The organism is Novosphingobium barchaimii LL02 (assembly GCF_001046635.1).
Lineage (GTDB): Bacteria > Pseudomonadota > Alphaproteobacteria > Sphingomonadales > Sphingomonadaceae > Novosphingobium > Novosphingobium barchaimii.
On record NZ_KQ130456.1, the window covers coordinates 243,820 to 266,682 of the forward strand.

Annotated in this window: 19 protein-coding genes; 10 read left to right on the top strand and 9 right to left on the bottom strand. The window is 65.1% G+C overall.

The window, feature by feature from the left end; all coding sequences use genetic code 11:
- Nucleotides 1-187: 187 nt before the first annotated feature.
- Nucleotides 188-904, bottom strand: a complete 717-nt coding sequence (gene trmB, locus V474_RS17880) for a tRNA (guanine(46)-N(7))-methyltransferase TrmB (RefSeq protein WP_059152954.1) — start codon at nt 902-904, stop codon at nt 188-190.
- Between the two features lie 144 nt (nt 905-1,048).
- Between trmB and V474_RS17885 the strand changes: the two genes are divergently transcribed.
- Both V474_RS17885 and V474_RS17890 read left to right on the top strand, forming a co-directional pair.
- On the top strand, nt 1,049-1,405 hold the full coding sequence (locus V474_RS17885) for a CidA/LrgA family protein (protein WP_059152773.1): 357 nt from the start codon (nt 1,049-1,051) through the stop codon (nt 1,403-1,405).
- The gene (locus V474_RS17890; protein WP_059152774.1) at nt 1,402-2,100 is read left to right on the top strand and encodes an LrgB family protein; all 699 of its coding nucleotides are present in this window, start codon (nt 1,402-1,404) and stop codon (nt 2,098-2,100) included. The genes V474_RS17885 and V474_RS17890 overlap by 4 nt, the downstream gene beginning before the upstream one ends.
- 78 nt (nt 2,101-2,178) lie before the next feature.
- On the opposite strand, the gene ctrA is transcribed toward V474_RS17890, so the two are convergent.
- From ctrA to V474_RS17905, 3 genes are all read right to left on the bottom strand, one after another.
- Nucleotides 2,179-2,874, bottom strand: a complete 696-nt coding sequence (gene ctrA / locus V474_RS17895) for a response regulator transcription factor CtrA (protein ID WP_008832472.1) — start codon at nt 2,872-2,874, stop codon at nt 2,179-2,181.
- A gap of 255 nt (nt 2,875-3,129) precedes the next feature.
- A complete protein-coding gene (locus V474_RS17900; protein ID WP_059152775.1) occupies nt 3,130-4,497 on the bottom strand; it encodes a putative O-glycosylation ligase, exosortase A system-associated in 1,368 nt (455 codons plus the stop codon).
- A complete protein-coding gene (locus V474_RS17905) occupies nt 4,490-4,702 on the bottom strand; it encodes a hypothetical protein (protein ID WP_059152776.1) in 213 nt (70 codons plus the stop codon). The genes V474_RS17900 and V474_RS17905 overlap by 8 nt, the downstream gene beginning before the upstream one ends.
- A 66-nt stretch (nt 4,703-4,768) precedes the next feature.
- Here V474_RS17905 and V474_RS17910 point away from each other — a divergent pair, with 66 nt between their 5' ends.
- The 5 genes from V474_RS17910 (at nt 4,769) to V474_RS17930 (ending at nt 15,023) form a co-directional block, all read left to right on the top strand.
- A complete protein-coding gene (locus V474_RS17910) occupies nt 4,769-6,022 on the top strand; it encodes a TIGR04063 family PEP-CTERM/XrtA system glycosyltransferase (RefSeq protein ID WP_059152777.1) in 1,254 nt (417 codons plus the stop codon).
- 58 nt (nt 6,023-6,080) lie between these two features.
- Nucleotides 6,081-8,165: a hypothetical protein gene (locus V474_RS17915; protein ID WP_059152778.1), complete on the top strand. Its 2,085-nt coding sequence runs from the start codon at nt 6,081-6,083 to the stop codon at nt 8,163-8,165.
- A gap of 309 nt (nt 8,166-8,474) precedes the next feature.
- Entirely contained in the window at nt 8,475-13,112 is a 4,638-nt protein-coding gene (gltB, locus tag V474_RS17920) for a glutamate synthase large subunit (protein ID WP_059152779.1), read from the top strand.
- 16 nt (nt 13,113-13,128) lie between these two features.
- Nucleotides 13,129-14,562 (top strand): glutamate synthase subunit beta, encoded by a 1,434-nt coding sequence (locus V474_RS17925; RefSeq protein WP_059152780.1) that lies wholly within the window; start codon nt 13,129-13,131, stop codon nt 14,560-14,562.
- 152 nt (nt 14,563-14,714) lie between these two features.
- Complete coding sequence (locus V474_RS17930) at nt 14,715-15,023, top strand: putative quinol monooxygenase (RefSeq protein ID WP_059152781.1); 309 nt, start codon at nt 14,715-14,717, stop codon at nt 15,021-15,023.
- A gap of 3 nt (nt 15,024-15,026) precedes the next feature.
- Here V474_RS17930 and V474_RS17935 read toward each other — a convergent pair whose 3' ends face one another.
- Nucleotides 15,027-15,713: a uracil-DNA glycosylase gene (locus V474_RS17935; protein WP_059152955.1), complete on the bottom strand. Its 687-nt coding sequence runs from the start codon at nt 15,711-15,713 to the stop codon at nt 15,027-15,029.
- 96 nt (nt 15,714-15,809) lie between these two features.
- On the opposite strand from V474_RS17935, the gene V474_RS17940 reads away from it, so the two are divergent.
- Genes V474_RS17940 through V474_RS17950 form a run of 3 tightly spaced genes read left to right on the top strand, consistent with a single transcriptional unit; the run spans nt 15,810 to nt 17,633 of the window.
- Nucleotides 15,810-16,433, top strand: a complete 624-nt coding sequence (locus V474_RS17940) for a ribonuclease D (protein WP_059152782.1) — start codon at nt 15,810-15,812, stop codon at nt 16,431-16,433.
- 28 nt (nt 16,434-16,461) lie between these two features.
- A complete protein-coding gene (lptC, locus tag V474_RS17945; RefSeq protein WP_059152783.1) occupies nt 16,462-17,109 on the top strand; it encodes an LPS export ABC transporter periplasmic protein LptC in 648 nt (215 codons plus the stop codon).
- Nucleotides 17,106-17,633, top strand: coding sequence for an LptA/OstA family protein (locus V474_RS17950; RefSeq protein ID WP_059152784.1), 528 nt, complete (start codon nt 17,106-17,108; stop codon nt 17,631-17,633). The genes lptC and V474_RS17950 overlap by 4 nt, the downstream gene beginning before the upstream one ends.
- A gap of 373 nt (nt 17,634-18,006) precedes the next feature.
- On the opposite strand, the gene holA is transcribed toward V474_RS17950, so the two are convergent.
- The 4 genes from holA to V474_RS17970 form a co-directional block, all read right to left on the bottom strand.
- Nucleotides 18,007-19,062: a DNA polymerase III subunit delta gene (gene holA, locus V474_RS17955; RefSeq protein ID WP_059152785.1), complete on the bottom strand. Its 1,056-nt coding sequence runs from the start codon at nt 19,060-19,062 to the stop codon at nt 18,007-18,009.
- Between the two features lie 6 nt (nt 19,063-19,068).
- A complete protein-coding gene (gene lptE / locus V474_RS17960) occupies nt 19,069-19,503 on the bottom strand; it encodes an LPS assembly lipoprotein LptE (protein WP_169795094.1) in 435 nt (144 codons plus the stop codon).
- Nucleotides 19,504-19,571: 68 nt separating this feature from the next.
- Nucleotides 19,572-22,091, bottom strand: coding sequence for a leucine--tRNA ligase (leuS, locus tag V474_RS17965; RefSeq protein WP_059152787.1), 2,520 nt, complete (start codon nt 22,089-22,091; stop codon nt 19,572-19,574).
- 75 nt (nt 22,092-22,166) lie between these two features.
- A complete protein-coding gene (locus V474_RS17970) occupies nt 22,167-22,634 on the bottom strand; it encodes a DUF3576 domain-containing protein (RefSeq protein WP_059152788.1) in 468 nt (155 codons plus the stop codon).
- Nucleotides 22,635-22,863 lie beyond the last annotated feature (229 nt).

Below are 22,863 nucleotides of genomic sequence, written 5' to 3' on the forward strand. Positions count from 1 at the left end.
GCGCGCAGATAAGCCGAGCTATTCACGCAGCGCTCCTGCCTCTGCGCCGCAGGCCATATCCTGCATGCAACCAGCTTCGAAAAACGGCTGCCTCGCCGCGAGCCCGCGTCCTCGACACTGTGCTACGCTGCCGCACGCACGACGCCGACAGTACCGGGGTCTGGGGCGATGGCCCCAGATCTTTCCCCTACTTGCGCCTGTACCGGAAGTACCAGACCTCATGTCCGTACACGGTCCGCGCCTTGGTCTCGTAGCGCGTTTCGGGCCAGCCGCTGGGCCGGACCTGAAAGTCGCCGGGCTTTTCGCAGAGCCATTCGAACTGACCCGTATGCCGCTGCATGACCATCAGCGCGTGGCGTACATAAACCGCGTGGTCGGTGCCAAAGCGGAATTCTCCGCCCGGCTTCAGCTTGGCGGCGAACATGTCCACCGGGCCGTCGTTCATCATCCGGCGCTTGGCGTGGCGGGCCTTGGGCCAGGGGTCCGGGTGAAGGAGGTAGAGAAACGACAGCGATCCGTCGGGAATTCGTGCCAGCACTTCCAGCGCATCGCCATGGTGGATCCGCACGTTGCCGATCGGCGGGTGAGCGCCGTTGTCTCCGCTGACGTGGGTCAGGGCCTGCGCCACACCGTTGAGGAATGGTTCGGCGCCGAGGAAGCCGTGGTCGGGCAGCATGTCGGCGCGGGCGGCCATGTGTTCCCCGCCACCAAACCCGATCTCGAAGTGGAAGGGACGATCGCTGCCGAACAGGGCAGTCGCCGTCACCGGACCATCTTCGGGTACGGAAATGCGCGGGAGCAGGTCGTCGACCAAGCCCTGTTGCGCAGCGCGCAGGGGCTTGCCCTTGGCGCGGCCGTAGAGGCGGTTGAGCGTGGTCGGATCGCCGGATTTGTGTGCCGTCATGGCGCGCGCCACTGACACTCATGGACGCGCCAGTCAATAAAGAGGGGCGATACGCCGCTTAAGGCCAGCGAAGTTGCGCGGCGCAACTGCGCTTGACCAAATTGCCGATTGCCAGCATCGGCGCGGCCCTGCTTTACCGCAGGAATGCTACGCGCGATTTTCCTGCTGCTTGTCTGCCAACTTGCCGGTGAGGCGATTCACAGAGCGACGGGGCTTGCCCTGCCGGGATCGGTGATCGGGATGGTGCTGCTGGTCTGCTGGCTGGCGCTCGTCCCGCGTGAGCGGCCGGGACTGGCTGCGGTGGCGGGCTGGCTCACCGCCCATCTTTCCGTCATGTTCGTGCCAGCGGCGGTAGGGTTGATCGACGAGGGGGCGGCACTTTCCGCCTATGGCATCGGGCTGGTGATAGCGACTGTCGTCTCGACGGTGCTGACGCTGGTGGTCACCGCGGTCGTCTTCCGCTGGGCGCTGGCCCGTTTTGTGGCCGAGGACGGGGTATGAGCAACGCCGCGCTGCTGGCAGCGCCGCTGTTCTGGCTGACCGTGACGCTGGGAGTGTTCGAGCTTTTCGACACCGCCTCGAAACGCAGCGGCCGGCATCCGCTGTGCCATCCGGTGCTGTGGTCCACGCCGGTGCTGATCGGCGTGCTGATGGCGACGGGCACGCCCTATCCGGCGTACAAGGCCGCGACGATGCCGCTGAGCTTCCTGCTCGGCCCGGCGGTCGTTGGCCTTGCTGTGCCGATCTGGGCGGAACGGGTACGCATCCGCCGTCTTGTCGTGCCCATTTCTCTGGCGCTGCTGGCGGGGGCGGTGACTTCGATCGTGAGTGCGGTGGGCATACTCGCTCTGTTCGGGGCCCCCCGCGAAATCCTCGCCTCTATCGCTCCGCGTGCGACGACGACGCCGGTAGCCATGGCCGTGGCCGGGCAACTGGGCGGGATTCCAGCGCTGGCGGCGGTGATCGTGCTGTTCGCTGGCGTAGTGGGCGCGATGATCGCAACGCCGCTGCTCAATGCGCTGGGCCTGAGCGACTACCGGGCGCGGGGTTTCGCCATCGGCGTAGCGGCGCACGGGATCGGCGCGGCGCGGGCGTTTCAAGTGGATGCCACCGCCGGGGCGCTGGCCAGCCTGGGCATGGCGCTTAACGCTGTGGTCACGGCAACGCTGCTTTCCATCGCGGCGCTATTGCTCTGACCTCAAACAGAAACGGCCCGCCCCTCGTAAGGGCAGGCCGTCGTTGTCCTGCTAGGGTGCAGGGTCGTTTCGTAGCGATCAGGCCGCTTCGGCAGCCTCGTCAGGATCGCGCAGCACATAGCCGCGGCCCCATACAGTCTCGATGTAGTTGGCGCCGCCGCAGGCGTGGGCCAGCTTCTTGCGCAGCTTGCAGATGAAGACGTCGATGATCTTGAGTTCGGGTTCGTCCATGCCGCCGTAAAGGTGGTTGAGGAACATTTCCTTGGTCAGCGTGGTGCCCTTGCGCAAGCTGAGCAGTTCCAGCATCGCGTATTCCTTGCCGGTCAGGTGCACGCGGGCGCCATCGACTTCGACCGTCTTGGCGTCGAGGTTGGTGACCAGCTTGCCGGTGCGGATGACCGACTGCGAGTGGCCCTTCGAGCGGCGCACCACGGCGTGGATGCGGGCAATCAGTTCCTCGCGGTGGAACGGCTTGGTCACATAGTCGTCCGCGCCGAAGCCGAACGAGCGGACCTTGCTGTCCATCTCCGAGATGCCCGACAGGATCAGCACCGGCGTCTGCACCTTGGCGACGCGCAGTTTCTTGAGCACGTCATAGCCGTGCATGTCAGGCAGGTTCAGGTCGAGCAGGATGATATCGTAATCATACAGCTTGCCCAGATCGAGGCCTTCCTCGCCAAGATCGGTGGAGTAGACGTTGAAACCCTCCGCCGTCAGCATGAGCTCGATAGCCCGGGCCGTGGTCGGTTCATCCTCGATCAGCAGCACTCGCATGGGTCAGTGTCCTTCTTGCCCCGATGTCCACGGCGCTTTCGCGACCTTTAGGGACATTGCCGTGTATTAACCATATGACCAATGATCATTAAAGGTTAATTTGCCGTAAACGCAGGATTGTCCCGTAAGTCTTTGTACTGAAGGAACCTGCGTCATGTCGCGCGAACCGCGCCATTGCAGACAATAACGGCCGATGCTGGTTAATGTTAAGGATGGCAGGCAAGAAAGCGCAATCGTTTTGAGGCAATCCGAAACTTACCCAGCAGCGCGAACCCTGACCTGCATCTTGCGAACGCCCTGGCGCTGAGTACGCTCGGGCCCGGATATCCGCTTCAGGTAGCTCCACAGCCCGCATTGCAGCCCGATCAGCATCAGGATGAAAGGCTGGAAGGCGATGCCCACGAACAGCGAGCCGAACAGATAGACCACTTGGGCCAGCTGCAGCGCAACGGCGAGTGGGGCGGCCCAGGCCTCGTCCGGGCCGGTGCGGTCCTTCCAGCGGCGGCGGATCATCTCCATCTGGACGATGCCCGATATCTGCAGCGTCAGCCACAATGCCAGGCCTGGGAAGCCCTGTTCACCCAGCATCTCGAAGTAGCTTGAGTGGAAGGCGCGGCCTTCCTCGACCACGCGTGTCCGCGAAATCGTCACATTGCTGCCGTTCGACTGGCTGGAGACAGTGTCGTATTCGACCTTGCTCGACATGTAGACTTCGAAACCGCCGCCCAGCGGGTGGTCCTTGGCATAGCCCATGGTCCACTTCCACACGCCGATTCGGGTTCCCGCCGACTGGTCGGACTGGTGATTCTCGATCGTGTTCATGCGGGCAAGGTAGGAGGCGGGGAGAAACGGCACCGCCAGCATCGGCACCAGCGTCATGCCGGCCATGATGACGAACCGATGCTTCGAGGTCCTGAGATAGAGCACGCAAAGAATGCCCAGACAGATCAGGCCGGTGCGCGCCTGCGTCCCCACCGGGATCAGCGAACAGGCGAAGATCAGCGCGATGGTGAAGGTCCAGACCCGCCAGTCGGCCGGGAAGATCGTGCCATATTTCGCCAGCCAGATCGCGATCGGGATGATGGCGATGGCGACGCAGGAAATGATCGAGCCTTCGTACAGGCCGGTGTTGTTCTCGATGAAGATGATGAGCGAACCATAGCCGCCGCCGCCCATCGCGGTCTTCAGACCGCCGTCGATGATCAGCGCGCTGGCAGAGAGCACCATGGCAAGCGCCACCGCCTCGATCCGCAGACGGGTGCGCAGGGTCAGCGGCAGGAACATCGCGAAGACCAGCGCCTTCCACACCCACGACCATTTGGTCAGCGCCTCGACCGGATAATCGGCGGTGAGGGTAGTTATGCCGCAATACACCAGCAGCGCGGCCAGCAGGCCCTGCCGCCAGGTAAAGCGCGAATCGCGTTTGTCGTCGAAGATCAGCCAGCCCAGGAACGCGGCCGCGAAGGCGATCAGCGAAGTCGGCATCTGCGTGAGGAAGCCCCACGAGATGAGCTGCGGCGCAACGATATCGACGTAGAGGTAGCACAGTACCCACAGGAACGGCCGCTTGAAGCCCAGCAGGATCATGGTCCCGAAAAACGCGGTCAGGCCGAGGTTAAGCATCGCTTTCCCCCGATTCGCCATCGGCAGGCCGTCCGGTCCGCATGATCCGGGGGCCCCTGCGAATCAGGGTGCGTCCGGTCTGCTTCGGCACTTCGCCTTGCCGCTCCCCCGGAACTTCGACATCGAGATCAGCACGCCTTAGCAGCCGCCAGGCAGCAAGCAGCAGCAGTCCGTGGGACAGGGCAAGGGCAAGGATGTCGACCATCTGGGCGGTGCAATAGCAAACTCGAGTTGACGGCGCGTTAAGCGTTCGCAAGCTAGGAATTACGCCATGACCCGCATTCTCCACGTACTCGACCATTCGCTGCCGATCCACAGCGGCTACACCTTTCGCACCCGCGCGATCCTCAGAGCGCAGCAGGCACTGGGGCTTGAGGTGCGCAGCGTCACCGGCCCGCGCTACAACAAGGTGGACGCCGCCGACGAAGCCGCGGTTGAGGAACATGACAGCCTTCTTTTCCATCGCACCGGCGGCAGCGCCTCTGGCCTGCCTGGGCTGCGGGAATGGCGCGAGATCGCCCTATTCGCGCGGGCGATAGAGCGCGTCGTGAAGCAATGGCGACCGGACGTGATTCACGCCCACTCCCCGGTCCTGTGCGGTCAGGCAGCCCTGCGCGTGGCGCGAAAGTACGGGATTCCGCTGGTCTACGAGATTCGCGCCTTCTGGGAAGATGCGGCGGTCGGCAACGGCACCGGCAGCGAAGGTTCCCTGAAATACCGGCTGACGCGGATGCTCGAAAGCCATGTGGTGCGCAGCGCCGATGCGGTGGTGACGATCTGCGAGGGCCTGCGCCGCGACCTTGCGCTGCGCGGCACGCCGGAAAGCAAGATCACGGTCATGCCCAACGGCGTGGACCTCGAACTGTTCGGCAGCCCCCTGCCGCGCGACCCGGAACTGGCCCGCGAATTGGGCTTCGACGGCCCCAACGGTCCCTGCCCGGTGATCGGATTCATCGGCAGCTTCTACGACTACGAGGGGCTGGATGACCTGATCGAGGCGATGCCCCATCTCGTCGCGCGTCAGCCCGATGCCCGGCTGCTGCTGGTAGGCGGCGGCCCGCGCGAAGAATCTCTGCGCGCGCAGGCGGCGGCGTCTCCCGCGGCGGAGGCGATTCGGTTCGTCGGCCGAGTGCCGCATCATGAGGTGGACCGTTACTATGCCCTGTGCGACGTGATGGCCTACCCGCGCAAACGCAGCCGGCTGACCGATCTGGTGACCCCGCTCAAACCGCTTGAGGCGATGGCGCAGGGCAAGCTGGTGGCGGCAAGCGACGTAGGCGGCCACCGCGAACTGGTGACCGACGGCAAGACCGGTGTACTCTTCACCCCGGACGATCCGAAAGCCTGCGCCGATTCGCTGGCGCGGCTGCTGAAAGAGCGCGGGACGTGGGACGCATACCGCCGCGCAGGCCGAGAACATGTCGAAACCCGCCACGATTGGGCGTACAATGCCCGTCGTTATCCTCCCGTTTACCAAATGCTGGCACCACAGTCCGCTCAAAGTGGGCTCGAAGCCGCCGCCTGACCGAAGGGATGGCACAAGCAAGCGGGTCCAACGAAAAAGACATAACGAGGTAAGATCAGTGGCCGAGCAAAAACGCAGGAACGCAGGCGCAGAGCCGATCAGCCGTCACCCGCTGTTCCCGGTGATCGTGGCACTCTGGTGCGGGGCCTTGTTCGGGCTCGGCAGCATCATGGTCAGCCCACAGGCGATCGAGGGTCTGGTCCTGGCCACCGGCCTCCACAAGGTGATCCCGATGGCCGCGCCGCCGCTGGGCACCACCACGCGCATCCTGCTGGCCCTGGCGATGACCGGCCTTGGCGCCGCGATCGGCGCGGTCGTCGCCCGCCGGATCGTCCACCCCAAGGGTGCGCATGAACGCAGCCGCCCCGCGCAGCAGCTTGCTTCCGACGGCTTCGAAGCCGCCGAACCCTCCCTGGCGGACGCCGCCGAGACGGCCGGGGCCGCTCCGGCCGAAGCACAGCCGACAGAAGTCATCCGTCCGGGCCGCATACCCGGCCGCCGCCGTGCACTGGCGCTCAACACGGAGGACGACGTCGTCCCCTACGAGGACCGCGCACCGATTCCCGGCCGCGATACCCCGATCCTCGACGCCCAGATCCTGAACGTCGCCGAATTCGACCTCGACCGTTTCGATCACGCCGATCCCGCTTTCCGGCCTACTCCGCGCGCGCCGAGCATCGAAACCGAGGACGACGGCGACCTGCCGGCCTGGCTGGATGCCGAATCTGCCTGGCACGAACCTGAACAGGACGACCGCGTCAACTTCGCACCCTCCGTCCCGGCGGATGCACAGGTCTTCCAGCAGGTGTTCCAGGCCCAGCTCAACCGTGAAGCCGACGACATCGAGGGTACAGTCGAGACGACCGACGCCGAACTGCCCATCGGCCATCCCTTTGCGCCGGTCACCAACCGCCTGTTCGAAGCCTATTCACGCGAAGTCTCCAGCGTCACCGCAGACCCTGCCACTGCCGAGCCCGGCTTCAAGCTGCTGCCGCGCCTGCATTCGGGCGCCTGGAGCAAGGAAGAGGCGCCGAAGCCAGCGCCGTTCTGCGCAGAGATCGAAGCGGGCCAAGTTGAAGCACGCGAGCCCGAAACCGTGGCCGAACTCGGCACTTGGGCGCAAAACGCCTTCGATGCGCCAACGATCATATCCGCCATCGAGGATGCACCCGTAGCCTTCGAGGAAAACATCTTCGCCCCGCAGGCCTTCGCACCGCCCTTCGCCGAAACGACTTTCGCTGAAGAGGCTTTCCAGCCCGACGAGACACGCGAAGACACAGCCCCTTTGCAGGCAGTTGCCGTCTCGTCCGAGCAGCAGGCATCTGGCCGAATCGCAGAGGCCAACCTCGACGATCTGTCGCACGTCGAACTGCTTGAGCGGCTCGCCCTCGCCATGGGCGAGCGCCGCGAGCAGGCCCGCCGCGCTGCCGAAATCGCCGCTGCGGCCATCCCGGCGGAATTCGCGCCCTTGCGCGAAGTGCCGCCGGTCGCCGCCGCTTCCCCCCAATTCACTCAGCCGGGGATCGAAAGCGAAGCGGCGTTCGCGCCAGTGCCGGACGCGCCTTCCGAGGAAAACTTCGACGCCGGATTCGACCCGCACCGGTCGATCCCGGCCGCCCTGCGCCCCGTCACCTTCGAGGATTATGCCGAGGATTACGGCAGCGACGAGGCCCTGCCCGGCTATATCCCCCCGCGTCATATCGGCCTGACTTCGCTCGACACTCCGTTCGAACAGGACCGCCAGCACGATGTGGAGGCTTCATTTGCCCCAGCATCCTTCCCGGCAAGCCCGTTCACGGCCGACGAGGAAGGCGAAAACGACGAGGATGTCGTGCTGCAGGAGGGCTATTCCTCACTCCTCAACCTGTCGCGCCACGCCGCCGCCCCGCAGCGCCGCTTCGCCGAGGTGGAGACCTTCGAGGAAGAAACCGATCATCGCGGTACCGTCCATGATTTGCTCGGCCAGGAAGCGCGCGAAGCGGTGCCCTTCTCGCGCCCGGCGCTGGCCCCTGCCCCGGTCAACGACGCCCCGGCTCCGGAACGCCTGTTCGACAGCCCCGACGCCCGCCCCGATCAGGAAACCACGGAAAAGGCCCTGCGCGCCGCCCTCGCCACGCTCCAGCGCATGAGCGGCGCGGCCTGATCTCACCCGCGACCCGTTCGATCGGGTCAATGCCACACGAACAGGACGCGACAAACCCCGTCCGAGCCCTTTCAGACGAGGCCCGGGCGGGGTTTGTATATAATAAAATGCCGTAGATTCCGCCGATCAAGCACTCAATCCTGCGCGCAGGCTGCGTTCGCAGTTGCAAAACCGTCCTTCAATCGTCATGGGGACGGTGGGGTCATGTGCCGCGCGAGACTACGTGAGGTCGTCGCACGATTCGTGCGCGACTGCGGGCAAGCGCGGTGCACCCCATTTGAAAAAATGTGACAGGATGGGTTTATATCGATGGGATTTCCTAAGCCCCAGGGCCTCTATGACGCGCGTAACGAACACGATGCATGCGGTGTGGGCTTCGTCGCCCATATCAAAGGCCAGAAAAACCACGCGATCATTACCCAGGCACTGGAAATTCTGAAAAACATCGACCACCGCGGTGCGGTGGGCGCCGACCCCTTGCTGGGCGACGGTGCAGGCATTCTGACGCAGCTTCCCGACCAGCTTTTCCGCACATGGGCGGCCAGCGAAGGCCTCGAACTGCCGCAGGCGGGCGACTACGGCGTGGCCATGTGCTTCCTGCCGCAGGACGACGCTTCGCGTGAGATGATCGTCGCGATCTTCGAGAAGTTCATCAAGAAGGAAGGCCAGATCCTGATCGGCTGGCGCGATGTGCCGCTGACGCTGGACGGCCTGGGCAAGACCGTGCTCGAATCGATGCCGGTGATCCGCCAGTGCTTCGTGGGACGCGGTGAAAGCTGCGCCGACCAGGACGCTTTCGAGCGCAAGATCCTGGCGATCCGCAAGCAGACGCAGAACCCGCTCAAGGCGCTGGCCGTGAAGCATGACATGCCCGGCCTGACCGAGCTGTACATGCCCAGCTTCTCCAGCCGCACGATCGTCTACAAGGGCCTGCTGCTGGCAACCCAGGTCGGCTCGTTCTACGACGACCTGCGCAACCCCGAATTCGTCTCGGCACTGGGCCTCGTTCACCAACGCTTCAGCACCAACACCTTCCCGAGCTGGAAGCTGGCGCACCCGTTCCGCTTCATGGCGCACAACGGCGAGATCAACACGGTTCGCGGCAACGTGAACTGGATGAACGCGCGCCGCCGCACCATGGAATCGGAACTGCTCGGCGCCGATCTCGACAAGATGTGGCCGCTGATCCCGCACGGCCAGTCGGACACCGCCTGCCTCGACAACGCTTTCGAGCTGCTGCTCGCGGGCGGGTACAGCCTTGCCCACGCGATGATGATCCTCATCCCTGAGGCATGGTCGGGCAACCCGCTGATGACCGCGGAACGCCGCGCATTCTACGAATACCACGCCGCCCTGATGGAGCCGTGGGATGGCCCCGCCGCCGTCGCCTTCACGGATGGCCGCCAGATCGGCGCCACGCTGGACCGCAACGGCCTGCGCCCGGCGCGCTTCCTCGTCACCGACGACGACCTGTGCGTCATGGCGTCCGAGAGCGGCGTCCTTCCGATCAAGGAAGACAACATCGTGCGCAAGTGGCGTCTCCAGCCCGGCCGCATGTTGCTGATCGACTTCGAAGAAGGCCGGATCATCGAGGACGAGGAGATCAAGACCAAGCTGGCCGAGGCCGAGCCCTATGAAAAGTGGCTGACCCAGGCGCAGTACAAGCTGGCCGACCTCGATGTGATCGAGCCGGAACTGGCCGAACTGCCCAAGGCTACCGGCACGCTTCTCGATCGCCAGCAGGCCTTTGGCTACACGCAGGAAGACGTTACCCGCTTCCTCGAACCGATGGCCGTCAACGCCGACGATCCGCTTGGCTCGATGGGCACCGACACGCCGATCCCGGTGCTGTCGTCGAAGTCGCGCCTGCTGTACGACTATTTCAAGCAGAACTTCGCGCAGGTCACCAACCCGCCAATCGACCCGATCCGCGAGGAACTGGTGATGAGCCTGGTCACGATGATCGGCCCGCGCCCGAACCTGCTCGGTCACGATGCCGGCACGCACAAGCGCCTGGAAGCCAGCCAGCCGATCCTGACCGACCTTGGCCTTGCCAAGATCCGCTCGGTGGAAGCCGCGCTCGACGGCGCCTTCCGCACCGGCACGATCGACATGACCTGGGACGCCAAGAGCGGGGCCGCCGGCCTTGAGCAGGCGATCAAGGAAATGTGCTGGGCCGCGACTGAAGCCGTGCTGGCGGACAAGAACATTCTTGTCCTGTCCGACCGTGCGCAGGGACCGGACCGCGTGCCGATGCCGGCGCTGCTGGCGACGGCGGCGGTGCACCACCACCTCGTCCGCCAGGGTCTGCGCATGCAGACCGGCCTCGTCGTGGAAACCGGCGAAGCGCGCGAAGTGCACCATTTCTGCGCCTTGGCCGGCTACGGCGCCGAAGCGATCAACCCCTACCTCGCGCTTGAGACGATCGAATCGATCCGCGTGCGCAAGAACCTGCCGGTTTCGGCGGAGCAGGCAGCGAAGAACTACGTCTATGCCGTGGGTAAGGGCATCCGCAAGGTCATGTCCAAGATGGGCATTTCGACCTACCAGTCGTACTGCGGCGCGCAGATCTTCGACGCGGTCGGCCTGTCCACCGCCTTCGTCGACAAGTACTTCAACGGCACCGCCACCACCATCGAAGGTGCCGGCCTGGCAGAGATCGCGGAAGAAACCGTGCGCCGCCACTCGGCAGCCTACGGTAACGACCCGATCTACAAGTCGATGCTCGACGTGGGCGGTATCTACGGCGCGCGCGTGCGCGGCGAGGAACACGCCTGGACGAGCGAGAACATCGGCCTGCTACAGCACGCCGTGCGCGGCAATGTGCCTGAAAAGTACCGCCAGTTCGCGCAGACCATCAACGACCAGTCGGAGCGCATGCTCACGATCCGCGGCCTGATGGAATTCAAGGCCGGTGAAGCAATCGACATCGACGAGGTCGAACCGGCCGCCGAGATCGTCAAGCGCTTCGCCACTGGCGCGATGAGCTACGGTTCGATCAGCTGGGAAGCGCACACCACGCTGGCCGTGGCGATGAACCGCATCGGCGGCAAGTCGAACACCGGCGAAGGCGGCGAGGACCCCAGCCGCTTCAAGCCGATGGCCAACGGCGACACCATGCGCTCGTCGATCAAGCAGGTTGCCTCGGGCCGCTTCGGCGTCACCACCGAGTACTTGGTCAACGCCGACGACATCCAGATCAAGATGGCGCAGGGCGCCAAGCCCGGCGAAGGCGGCCAGTTGCCCGGTGACAAGGTCAACAAGACCATCGGCGCCACCCGTCACTCGACGCCGGGCGTCGGCCTGATCTCGCCGCCGCCGCACCACGACATCTACTCGATCGAAGACATCGCCCAGCTCATTCACGATCTCAAGAACGTGAACCCGACCAGCCGCGTCTCGGTCAAGCTGGTGTCCGAAGTGGGCGTGGGCACGGTCGCTGCGGGCGTCTCCAAGGCCCGCGCCGATCACATCACGATCTCGGGTTATGAAGGCGGCACCGGCGCTTCGCCGCTGACCTCGCTGACCCATGCGGGCAGCCCTTGGGAAATCGGCCTCGCCGAAACCCAGCAGACGCTGCTGCTCAACAACCTGCGCAGCCGCGTGGTCGTGCAAGCCGACGGCGGCCTGCGCACCGGGCGCGACGTTGCCGTGGCCGCGCTTCTGGGCGCGGACGAGTTCGGCTTCGCCACCGCCCCGCTGATCGCGGCGGGCTGCATCATGATGCGCAAGTGCCACCTCAACACCTGCCCGGTGGGCGTGGCGACGCAGGACCCGATCCTGCGCGGCCGCTTCACCGGCCAGCCCGAGCATGTGATCAACTACTTCTTCTTCGTCGCCGAAGAACTGCGCGCGATCATGGCCGAGCTGGGCTTCCGCACCATCCCAGAGATGGTCGGCCGCGTTGACATGCTCGACATGAAGAAGGCGGTCACCCACTGGAAGGCCAAGGGCGTCGACCTGTCGAAGCTGCTTTACCAGGCGCCGCTGGGCGACGGTCCCTCGCTCAACTGGTCGCAGACGCAGGATCACGGGCTTGAGCACGCGCTCGACAACCAGCTGATCGAAGCGGCGACCGACGCTCTGGAAAACCGCGCAGCCGTGCGCATCGAAAAGTCCATCATCAACGTCAACCGCACGGTCGGCGCGATGCTTTCGGGCGAAGTCGCCAAGCGCTACGGCCATGCCGGCCTGCCCGACAACACGATCAACGTGAAGCTCACCGGCGTCGCCGGCCAGAGCTTCGCCGCCTGGCTTGCCCACGGCGTCACGCTCGACCTGACCGGCGATGCCAACGACTATGTCGGCAAGGGCCTGTCGGGCGGCCGCGTGATCGTGCGCCAGCCGGCCCACGTCGACCGTGATCCGCTCAAGAACATCATCGTCGGCAACACCGTGCTTTACGGCGCGGTTTCCGGCGAGGCGTTCTTCAATGGCGTCGGCGGTGAGCGTTTCGCGGTCCGCAACTCGGGCGCGATCACCGTGGTCGAAGGCTGCGGCGATCACGGCTGCGAGTACATGACCGGCGGCGTCGTCACCGTTCTTGGCAAGACCGGCCGCAACTTCGCGGCAGGCATGTCCGGCGGCATCGCCTATGTCTACGACGAGGACGGCCAGTTCGAACAGTTGGTCAACGGCTCGATGGTAGACTTGCTGCCGATCTCGCCTGATGCGGACGAGGACGAAGGGACAGGCCGTCCGCAGCAGCGCACCGTCTCGGTCAACGACCTGGGCATGGGCGATCCGCTGCGCCACGATGCGGAGCGCCTGCGCATCCTGCTCGAACGCCACCACCTGCACACCGGCTCGAAACGCGCCCGCGCCCTGCTCGACGATTGGAGCAACGCACTGGGCAAGTTCGTCAAGGTGATGCCGCGCGACTACGCGAAGGCACTCAGGCTGCTTGAGGCTGAACGCCTCGAAGCCGCCTCGGTCGCAGCAGAATAATTGGGATACGCATACGATGGGTAAGGAAACCGGCTTTCTCGAGCTTGACCGCCACGACCGCAAGTACGGTCCGGTCGACGCGCGGCTGAAGAACTACAACGAGTTCGTCATCCCGCTCGCACCCCAGGCGCTTAAGGACCAGGCATCGCGCTGCATGAACTGCGGCGTGCCGCACTGCCATACCGGGTGCCCGGTCAACAACATCATCCCGGACTGGAACCACCTGGTCTACGAGGACGACTTCCGCAATGCGCTGGAGGTTCTCCACTCGACCAACAACTTCCCGGAGTTCACCGGTCGCATCTGCCCCGCGCCTTGCGAGGCGGCCTGCACGCTGAACATCATCGACGAGCCGGTCACCATCAAGTCGATCGAATGCGCCATCGTCGACAAGGGATGGGCCGAAGGCTGGATCACCCCGCAGGTGCCCGCAAAGCGCACCGGCAAGTCGGTTGCGGTAGTGGGTTCGGGCCCGGCGGGCCTCGCCTGCGCCCAGCAGCTTGCACGCGCCGGCCACTCCGTCACGGTGTTCGAGAAGAACGACCGGGTCGGCGGGCTGATGCGTTACGGCATCCCCGACTTCAAGATGGAGAAGCACCTCATCAACCGCCGCGCGGCGCAGATGGAAGCCGAAGGCGTGGTGTTCAAGACCTCCACCGAAGTGGGCGTGACCGTCTCGGTAGCCTCGCTGAAGGAGAACTTCGACGCCGTGGTCTTCGCCGGCGGCGCCGAGGAAGCCCGCCGTCTGGACATCCCAGGCGCGGAACTGCCGGGCGTGCGTCCGGCGATGGAATTCCTGACCCAGCAGAACAAGCGCAATGCCGGCGACGACGAACTGCGCGCCGCCCCGCGCGGCACCATCTCCGCCAACGGCAAGCACATCATCGTGATCGGCGGCGGTGACACCGGGTCGGACTGTGTGGGCACCTCCAACCGCCAGGGCGCGGCCTCGGTCACCCAGCTGGAAATCATGCCCAAGCCGCCGGTGATGGAAGACAAGGCAATGTCGTGGCCGTTCTGGCCGCTCAAGCTGCGCACGTCCTCCAGCCACGAAGAAGGCGCAGAGCGCGACTGGTCGATCCTGACCAAGCGCGTGGTGGGTAATAACGACGTCACCGGCCTGGAATGCGTCCGCGTCGAGTGGGCGGGCGGCAAGATGACGGAAGTGCCCGGCAGCGAGTTCACGCTGCAGGCGGACCTGATCTTTCTCGCCATGGGCTTCACCGGCCCGCGCAAGACCGGTATGATCGACCAGTCGGGCGTCGAGCTGGACCCGCGCGGCAACGTCAAGGCCAACATGCTCAAGTACCAGACCAGCGACGAGCAGATCTTTGCCTGCGGCGACATGCGGCGCGGCCAGTCGCTGGTCGTCTGGGCGATCCGCGAGGGCCGTCAGTGCGCCCGTTCGGTCGACGAGGTGCTGATGGGGGCCAGCCTGCTGCCGCGCTGATCTTCAGCCATATTGAACAAGGAAAGGGCGCGCCGCGAGGTGCGCCCTTTTTCGTGGAGTCAGGGATGTCGCCCGCCTAGGCGATCACTTGCTCGTGCAGCTTGACCAGCCCCCTGCCCGCCGGTTCACTGCCTGCGACAGGGAGATCAGGAATGCTGCTGGAAATTGCCGAGATCGAAGTGCGCCCCGGCACCGAAGACCAGTTCGCGGCCGCCATGCGCGAAACCGGTATCGCCCACCTCGCCGCCTGCGAGGGCGTGGTCACGGCCAGCTTCGGACGCGGCGTCGAAAACCCCTCGAAATTCACTTTCAACGTCGTCTGGACGTCGATCGAAGCCCATGAGGCCGCCCGCACGCTCGAAGACTTCGGAAAGTTCCGCGCCTGCTTCGGCGACATGTCCGTAAGCGGCGTGATGAGCCACTACCGGATGGACCCGGCGCTCACCGGCCCTGCGGCCTGACCGTTACCAGTCGATCGTGCCGCGCCCGTTCTCGCTGAGGAACGCGTTCGCGCGGCTGAAATGCCGGCAACCGAAGAAGCCGGCATAAGCCGAAAGCGGGCTGGGATGCGGGGCTGTCAGCACAAGGTGGTGGCTTTCCGCCAGTCCCGCCACGCGCATGGCCTTTTTCTTCGCGTGGTTGCCCCATAGCATGAAGACACAAGGCTGGGCCTTGGCCGCCACGGCAGCGACGGCCGCGTCGGTGACCGCTTCCCAGCCCCGGTTCTGGTGCGATCCGGCCCGCCCCTCCTCGACGGTGAGGGCATTGTTGAGGAGCAGCACACCCTGCCGCGCCCAATGCTCCAGATTTCCGTGCCTTGGCGCGGTCACGCCGCAGTCGCTGGCCAACTCCTTATAGATGTTCGCCAGCGAGGGCGGCACCCTGACGCCCTCGGGTACTGAAAACGACAGCCCGTGGGCCTGCCCGGCGCCGTGGTAGGGGTCCTGACCCAGAATCACCACGCGCACTTCATCCAGCGGCGTCAGCTCGAAAGCGCGCAGCCGGCTGCCGCGCGGCGGAAAGATGTGCTTGCCCGCGGCTTCCTCCTCCTTGAGCCAGTTGCCGAGGTTGCGCGCCTCGGCCGTGGCAAGGACCGGATCGAGCGCCGGAGCCCAACTTGCCGGTACACTCTGGGAGTCCTGTGTTGCCATGATGCCCTCACCCTCCCGAAAAACCTGCGCACCGGCGCATGGCAGGGCTTGCGGCCATTGCGAAACACCGGCCCAGTCCCTAAGCATTTCCGGCATATGGCTGTCTATCTCCACGAAGAAGATCTCCCCGAAGGCGTGCTCGCGCCGGGACCCGTCGCTGTCGACACCGAAACGATGGGTCTCATCACCCCTCGCGACCGGCTCTGCCTCGTGCAGATCTCGGATGGGAAGGGGGACGAGCATCTCGTCCGCTTCGCTCCCGGCAGCGCTTACGACGCGCCCAACCTGAAGGCCGTGCTGGCCGACCCGGCGCGCCTAAAGCTTTATCACTTCGCGCGCTTCGATCTGGCTGCGGTTGAACACTACATGGGCGTCACCGCCGCGCCGGTGTTCTGCACCAAGATCGCCAGCAAGCTGGTGCGCACCTACACGGATCGCCACGGCCTCAAGGACCTCGTGCGTGAACTGCTCGGCAAGGAAGTTTCCAAACAGCAGCAGTCGAGCGACTGGGGCGCCCCGGAACTGACCGACGCGCAAAAGGACTATGCCGCGTCGGACGTGCGTTACCTGCACGCCATGCACACCATCCTGGTAACGCGCCTCGCCCGTGAAAACCGCACCGAGATCGCCCAGGCCTGCTTCGACTTCCTGCCCGCCCGTGCCCGGCTCGACCTGGCCGGCTGGCCCGACCACGACATCTTCAGCCACGAAGCAGCCTGATCGCTCCAAGAGAGTTGCGTAACCAGACATGTCCGTAGAAGCCGTAGAGATCCGCAACCGCCGCCGGCACTTCGCCGCGCCCGGTGGCTCGCACGATCGACTCGTGGGCTTCCTGGCCAAGGCGCTTCCTGCCGCGATCGGCGTGGTGGCGGCGGTGATGATCCTGGTGCCCCTCTCACCGCGCGGCGAGATCAGCTTCCTGCTGGACCGCAACAAGGTGGCCATCACCAACGAGCGCCTCGTGGTGAACGACGCCGCCTATCGCGGCAAAGACGACAAGAATCGCGGCTTCACGGTCACTGCCGGTACTGCCGTGCAGCGCGCCGCTGCCATTCCGGTCGTCCAGATGCAGAAGCTGCGGGCCCTGCTCCGCCTAAACGACGGCCCGGCCGAAATCGTCGCGCCCAAGGGCGCCTACAACTATGACACCGACAAGATCGCGGTGGCCGGCCCGGTGAACTTCGCCGCCCCCGACGGCTACAAGATGACTACCAGCCGGGTCGACATCGACGTGAAGAGCAAAGTCGCCGTCGGCTCCGGCGGAGTGGACGGAACAGTGCCGACCGGCACGTTCCGCTCCGATTCGATGAGGGCGGACCTTGAAAGCCGTACCGTGACCCTTGAGGGCAATGCCCGGCTGCGCATGACGCCCGGCAAGCTGAGGATACCCCAATGACCCCCGCCCGCAAGAAGCTCTTCCGCGTAGCGCTGGCCGTGCCGGTACTGGGGCTGGCCGCCCTTGGCGCATCCCCCCAGATCGACGCACAGGTCCTTTCGGGCCACAATTCCGACGCGCCGGTGGACTATGCGGCCGACCGTATCGAGCTTCAGGACAAGCAGAACCGCGTGGTCCTGACCGGCAATGTCGACGTGAAGCAGGCCGAACTGCGCTTGCGCGCTGCGCGCACGGTGGTGAACTTCACCAATGCCGGTTCGATGCAGATCCAGCGCATTACCGCATCCGGTGGCGTCGTCGTCACCCGCTCCGACGAAGTGGCGACGGGCGACGTCGGTATCTATGACTTCAACCAGAAGATCATCACGATGACCGGCAATGCAACGATCAAGCGCGGCAATGGCGATACCCTGCGCGGCGGCCGCCTGGTCGTCGACCTCAAGAGCGGCGTGTCATCGGCCTCGGGCGGACAGGGCGGACGTGTTTCGGGCACCTTCAGCGTGCCCAAACAGAACGGCAACTGACGCCGGGCCTCGCCGATTAAAGCATGCACTGACCTGCATGTCTGGATTCGGGTTTCCCCGCTGCAAGCGGACGCCCGATAATCCGATTTTTTTGCCCCACGGATATATTCCGGCGTTCGCTGTTGGTTTCGCCGATGCTGAGAGCACGATGGTTTCCCTGGTCGACGGTGCCCGCCCGCGTCCCTTACAGACCGTTGACTGCGGGATCGGTACCCACCCATTGTAACTGCCGCCGGGGCAACCCCAAGGCGTGGCAATTCGTCACGCCCAGTTTCAGAGCCTGCGCATCCGGAATGCAGGGAAGTCGTTCTGGTCCGTCTCTTCACAGATACCCGCCGCCGGAAATTGCAGGCAACTGGAACAGAGAAATCCGTCAGGCCGTTGTGATGGTCCGTTGTCTGGTATTGGGACGGGCAGACCGGGCAATTGTCAGTAAACCGTCAGCCAACAGAATTTCTGCATCTTGACTGTTGGTGAGCAGTGACTGGTGCAATGCAATGAGGCGGGCAACGAGCCGTTCGAGCCTTTGACCGCGCCAAAGTTGCAATTGAACGGTCAGCGCCTGCTGGTCCTTCCAGAAGACCCGCCGTGCGCCCGCTTCGACCTTCAGGAACCCGGCGACGTCCCGCCCATCGCCCAGCCTTGCGTTGAGGCCGGCCAACTGCGCTGCCCGGCGCTCGAACGCCAGCAGCAACCCAACCGGATTCATTTCCTGTTCGCGCATGCGGCGCAGTTCAGGCCCGACCGCCTCGCGGCGGCCGCCCAGGACGGCGTCGACAAGCGTGGTGAATCCCTCGTCCTCGGTCGAGGCACCAATCGCATCGAGATCCGCCATCGCGACAGGACGCGGCGTTTCCGGTGAGGCGTCGAGATAGAGCGCCAGCTTGGTCACTTCCGAGCGGGCGATGCGGGTATCGAGCCCTGCCCCGCGCGCTATCCGCTCGGCGATCTCGCTGCCCAGCTTGAGCCCGGCGGCATTGGCCATGGTGCGTACCAACGCCGCAACCGAGCCGAGGTCGGGGGGGTAGAACATCGCAACAAGACCGTCCGGGCGCGTCGCCAGCAGCTTGGCCGTGCGCGATTTGTCGGTCGCTCCCGTTGCGACGATGAGGACCGGGCAGCCCGCCACGTCGTTTTCGAGCAGGGTCTGAACGGCGTCATGGGCTTCGTCGCCGGCTGCGCGAACCCAGATGTGGCGGGGGCCGCCGAACAGTGAGTTGGAGCGGGCTTCGTCGCCGAGGCGGACGGGGTCGCGGCGCAAGTCGGCGCCGGACAGTTCTATCCGCTCTCCAGGATCATCCAGCAGCGAGACGATGCGGGTGGCCGCATCGAAAGCGCTCGATTCGTCTGGCCCGCAGAAGAAAAACACGCGCGCCTCTCGGGCAGCCCGGGCAGCTAGCCCTGCGAACTCCTTCTGACTGGCCTTCACGGGTCCTTACTGATTCGTATCGCCGCGCAGGCGCAGCGCGACATTGGTGACGATGCGGTTTGCAACGTCCTTGGCCATATTTTCCAGCGCGGTCTGCTCGGCCGCGATCGTCGCGTAGTCGGACGAGACCACGTCGATGCCCGCATCGGAACCGGCGGTGGCATCCAGCACGATTTCGCCGCTGCCCACATCGACCAGCTGGTAACGCGCGCGCAGGGTCCGGCGTTCACGGCCCACGGTATCGTCCGAGAGTAGCGCGAAGCTTTCCAGCTTGTCGTCGAGGCGGATGTCCAGACGGTACTTGGGCGTAGCCTTGCCGGCCATGCCCAGTTCGTCGACCAGGGCATTGCGCACCAGCCAGCCAGCCCGCCCCTCGATCGCGGAGACCTGCACACCGGCAAGCCCCCGCGCGACGGCGGCATTGCCGCCGCCCGCATACATCGGCTGCAATCCGCAACCGGCAAGCGCCAGGGTGCCAGCAAGGGCGGCGAGGGGGACTGCGAAAACCCTCACGCGACGATATTGACCAGGCGGTCGGGCACGACGATTACCTTGCGCACTTCAGCTCCATCAAGAGCACGCTGCACCTTCTCGCTGGCAAGGGCAAGCGCCTCCAGCTCTTCCTTGGGCATGCCCTTGGGAACGGTCACGGTATCGCGCAGCTTGCCCTTGACCTGAATTGCGACGGTAACCTCGTCGTCGACCAGTAGGGCCGGGTCGACCGGCGGCCAGGCAGCGTCGGCGATCAGGCCCTCGCCGATGCTCGACCAGGCCTCTTCGGCGAGGTGCGGCATCATCGGGGAAACCAGCAGAAGCAGCGTGCGAATCGCGGTCGAACGGCTGGCGGAAGGCGCCGCCTTTTCGATCGCACCGGTCAGCTCGTAAATGCGCGCCACGGTCTTGTTGAAGCCCAGCGATTCGATGTCGCGCGCGGCGGCATCGACTGTCTGGTGGGCCTTGCGGTCCAGCGCCTTGTCCTCGCCCGTTGCGGCAGCGTCGAATTGGCCGAACAGGCGCCACAGGCGCTGCACGAAGCGGCCGCAGCCCTCGATACCGGCTTCGGACCAAGGCAGATCGCGCTCGGGCGGGCTGTCGGAGAGCATAAACCAGCGGATCGCGTCGGCGCCGTAATTGGCCACGATCTCATCGGGATCGACCACGTTCTTTTTCGACTTCGACATCTTGATGACGCGGCCGACTTCGATCGGCGCGCCATCCGCCTTGAGCGTCGCGCCGTCGGACCTGCGCTCGACCTCGCCGGGTGTGAAATACACCGGCTGGCCGTTTGCGTCGTTGATGCGGAAGTAGGTCTCGTGCGTGACCATGCCTTGCGTGAACAGGCTGCCGAACGGCTCCTTCACCTCGATCTTGCCGATCCGGGCCAGCGCGCGTGTCCAGAAGCGGGCGTAGAGCAAGTGCAGGATCGCATGCTCGATGCCGCCGATGTACTGTTCCACCGGCAGCCATTCGGCGATCTTGACAGGGTCGAACGGGCGGTCGCCGGGCTGGCTGGCAAAGCGCAGGAAGTACCACGAACTGTCGACGAAGGTGTCGAGCGTATCGGTTTCGCGCCGAGCGGGCGCGCCGCACTGCGGGCAGTCGACATGCTTCCAGGTCGGGTGGCGCACCAGCGGGTTACCCGGCGTCTGGAAATCGACATCCTCGGGCAGGGTGACGGGCAGGTGCTTCTTGGGCACCGGCACGACGCCGCAGACCTCGCAGTGGATGAACGGGATCGGCGTGCCCCAGTAGCGCTGGCGCGAAACGCCCCAGTCGCGCAGGCGCCATACGGTCTTGCCCTCGCCCCAGCTTTCGCTTTCGGCGCGGGCGATCACGGCGGCCTTGGCATCCGCCACGCTCATCCCGTCGAGGAAGTCCGATTTCACCAGAATGCCGTCACCGGCCTCCGACTCGCCGTCGAAAGGCTTGTCGGCGTCGGCGGCGCTGGCGGCGACCACGCGCAGGATCGGCAGATCGTATTTAGTGGCGAACTCGAAGTCGCGCTGGTCGTGGCCGGGAACGGCCATGACAGCGCCGGTGCCGTAGTCCATCAGCACGAAGTTGGCGATGAACACCGGCAGCTCGGCGCCCGTGAACGGGTGCTTGGCGGTGATCCCGGTGTCGAAGCCCAGCTTCTCCGCTGTTTCCAGCTCGGCGGCGGTGGTGCCGCCCTGCTTGCACAGGGCGATGAATTCATCGACCTCGGGGCGGCCCACAGCGGCGGCCTGCGCGATCGGGTGATCGGCGGCGACGGCCACGAAACTGGCACCGAAAATGGTGTCAGGGCGCGTCGAGTAGACTTCCACGCTGCCGCCCGTCGACAGCGCAAAGCTGAACTGCAGGCCTTGCGACTTGCCGATCCAGTTTTCCTGCATCGTGCGGACCTTCTCGGGCCACTTGTCGAGGCTGGAAAGGCCTTCGAGCAGTTCGTCGGCGAAGTCGGTGATCTTGAGGAACCACTGGGAGAGCTTGCGCTTCTCGACCAGTGCGCCCGAGCGCCAGCCGCGTCCGTCGATCACCTGCTCGTTGGCGAGCACTGTATGGTCGACCGGGTCCCAGTTAACTGCCGATTCCTTGCGGTAGACCAGATCGTGAGCGTAAAGGTCGAGGAACAGCGCCTGTTCGTGACCGTAATATTCCGGCTCGCAGGTCGCCAGTTCACGGCTCCAGTCGAGCGCGAAGCCCAGGCGCTTGAGCTGGGCCTTCATGTTCGCGATATTCTCGCGCGTCCAGCCGCCGGGGTGTACGCCCTTTTCCATGGCGGCGTTTTCGGCCGGCATGCCGAAGGCGTCCCACCCCATCGGGTGGAGAACCTCGAAGCCGCGCATCCGCTTGTAGCGGGCCAGCACGTCGCCCATCGTGTAATTGCGCACATGGCCGATGTGGATGCGCCCCGAGGGGTAGGGGAACATCTCAAGCACATAGCTGCGGGGCTTGGAGGATGTGTCGTCGGCGCGGAAGCTCTGCGCTTCGTCCCACGCAGCCTGCCAGCGCGTGTCGGCCTGAGCCGGATCGAACCGCTCGGTCATCTTTGTCGAAACTCCTGCGGGACCAGGCCCGCCAAAAGGAAAACGGGCGGCGCTTCAGCCGCCCGATAAAACTGCTTACCCGCCGATCGAATCGCGACGAAGGTCGCGGGCGCGGGTGAGGATGATGTCTTCCAGCTTCTGCACGGTAGCCGCCTGGACCGGAGCCGGCGCCCAGCCGCCGCCCTGCGACACTTCACGCACGGCCGTGACCTTGAGCGCGTCGGCGCGCAGATTCTGGTCGAGAATCATGATCGAGACCTTGACCCGCTCGGTCGGTGTCTTGGGGTTCACGTACCAGTCGGTGATGATGACGCCGCCGGCGCTGTCCGACTGGAGCAGCGGCATGAACGAAACCGAATCGAGGCTGGCGCGCCACAAGTAGCTGTTCACGCCGATCGTGGTCACCTGCGAGGGCGCGAGCGTGGCCTTCGCCTTCTCGCGTCCGCCGCCGCAACCGGCCAGCGCAAGCGCCGCCACGGCGCAGAAACCTGCGGCTGCGACATTACGCAGGGTAAGAAGGCCGGTATCGGTGCTGCCTGTCATTGTAATTCCCAGTTTCATGCCAGGTTCGTCGGTGCGGTCCCACAAAAATGGACGCGCGGGCGAACCCATCGTCAAAAGCCTCTATAACCGCCGCAGTGCGGGCGGCAAGTGCGCCCGAAGCCTTTGCGCCAGCCGTGGACGTTCCTAAGCTAAACGACGCTGAGCGCTTGCTGAACGGTGTCGCGGCTCCGCGCCGTGAAGGGAAGCCCTTCCCTATGGCGCTCAGGAC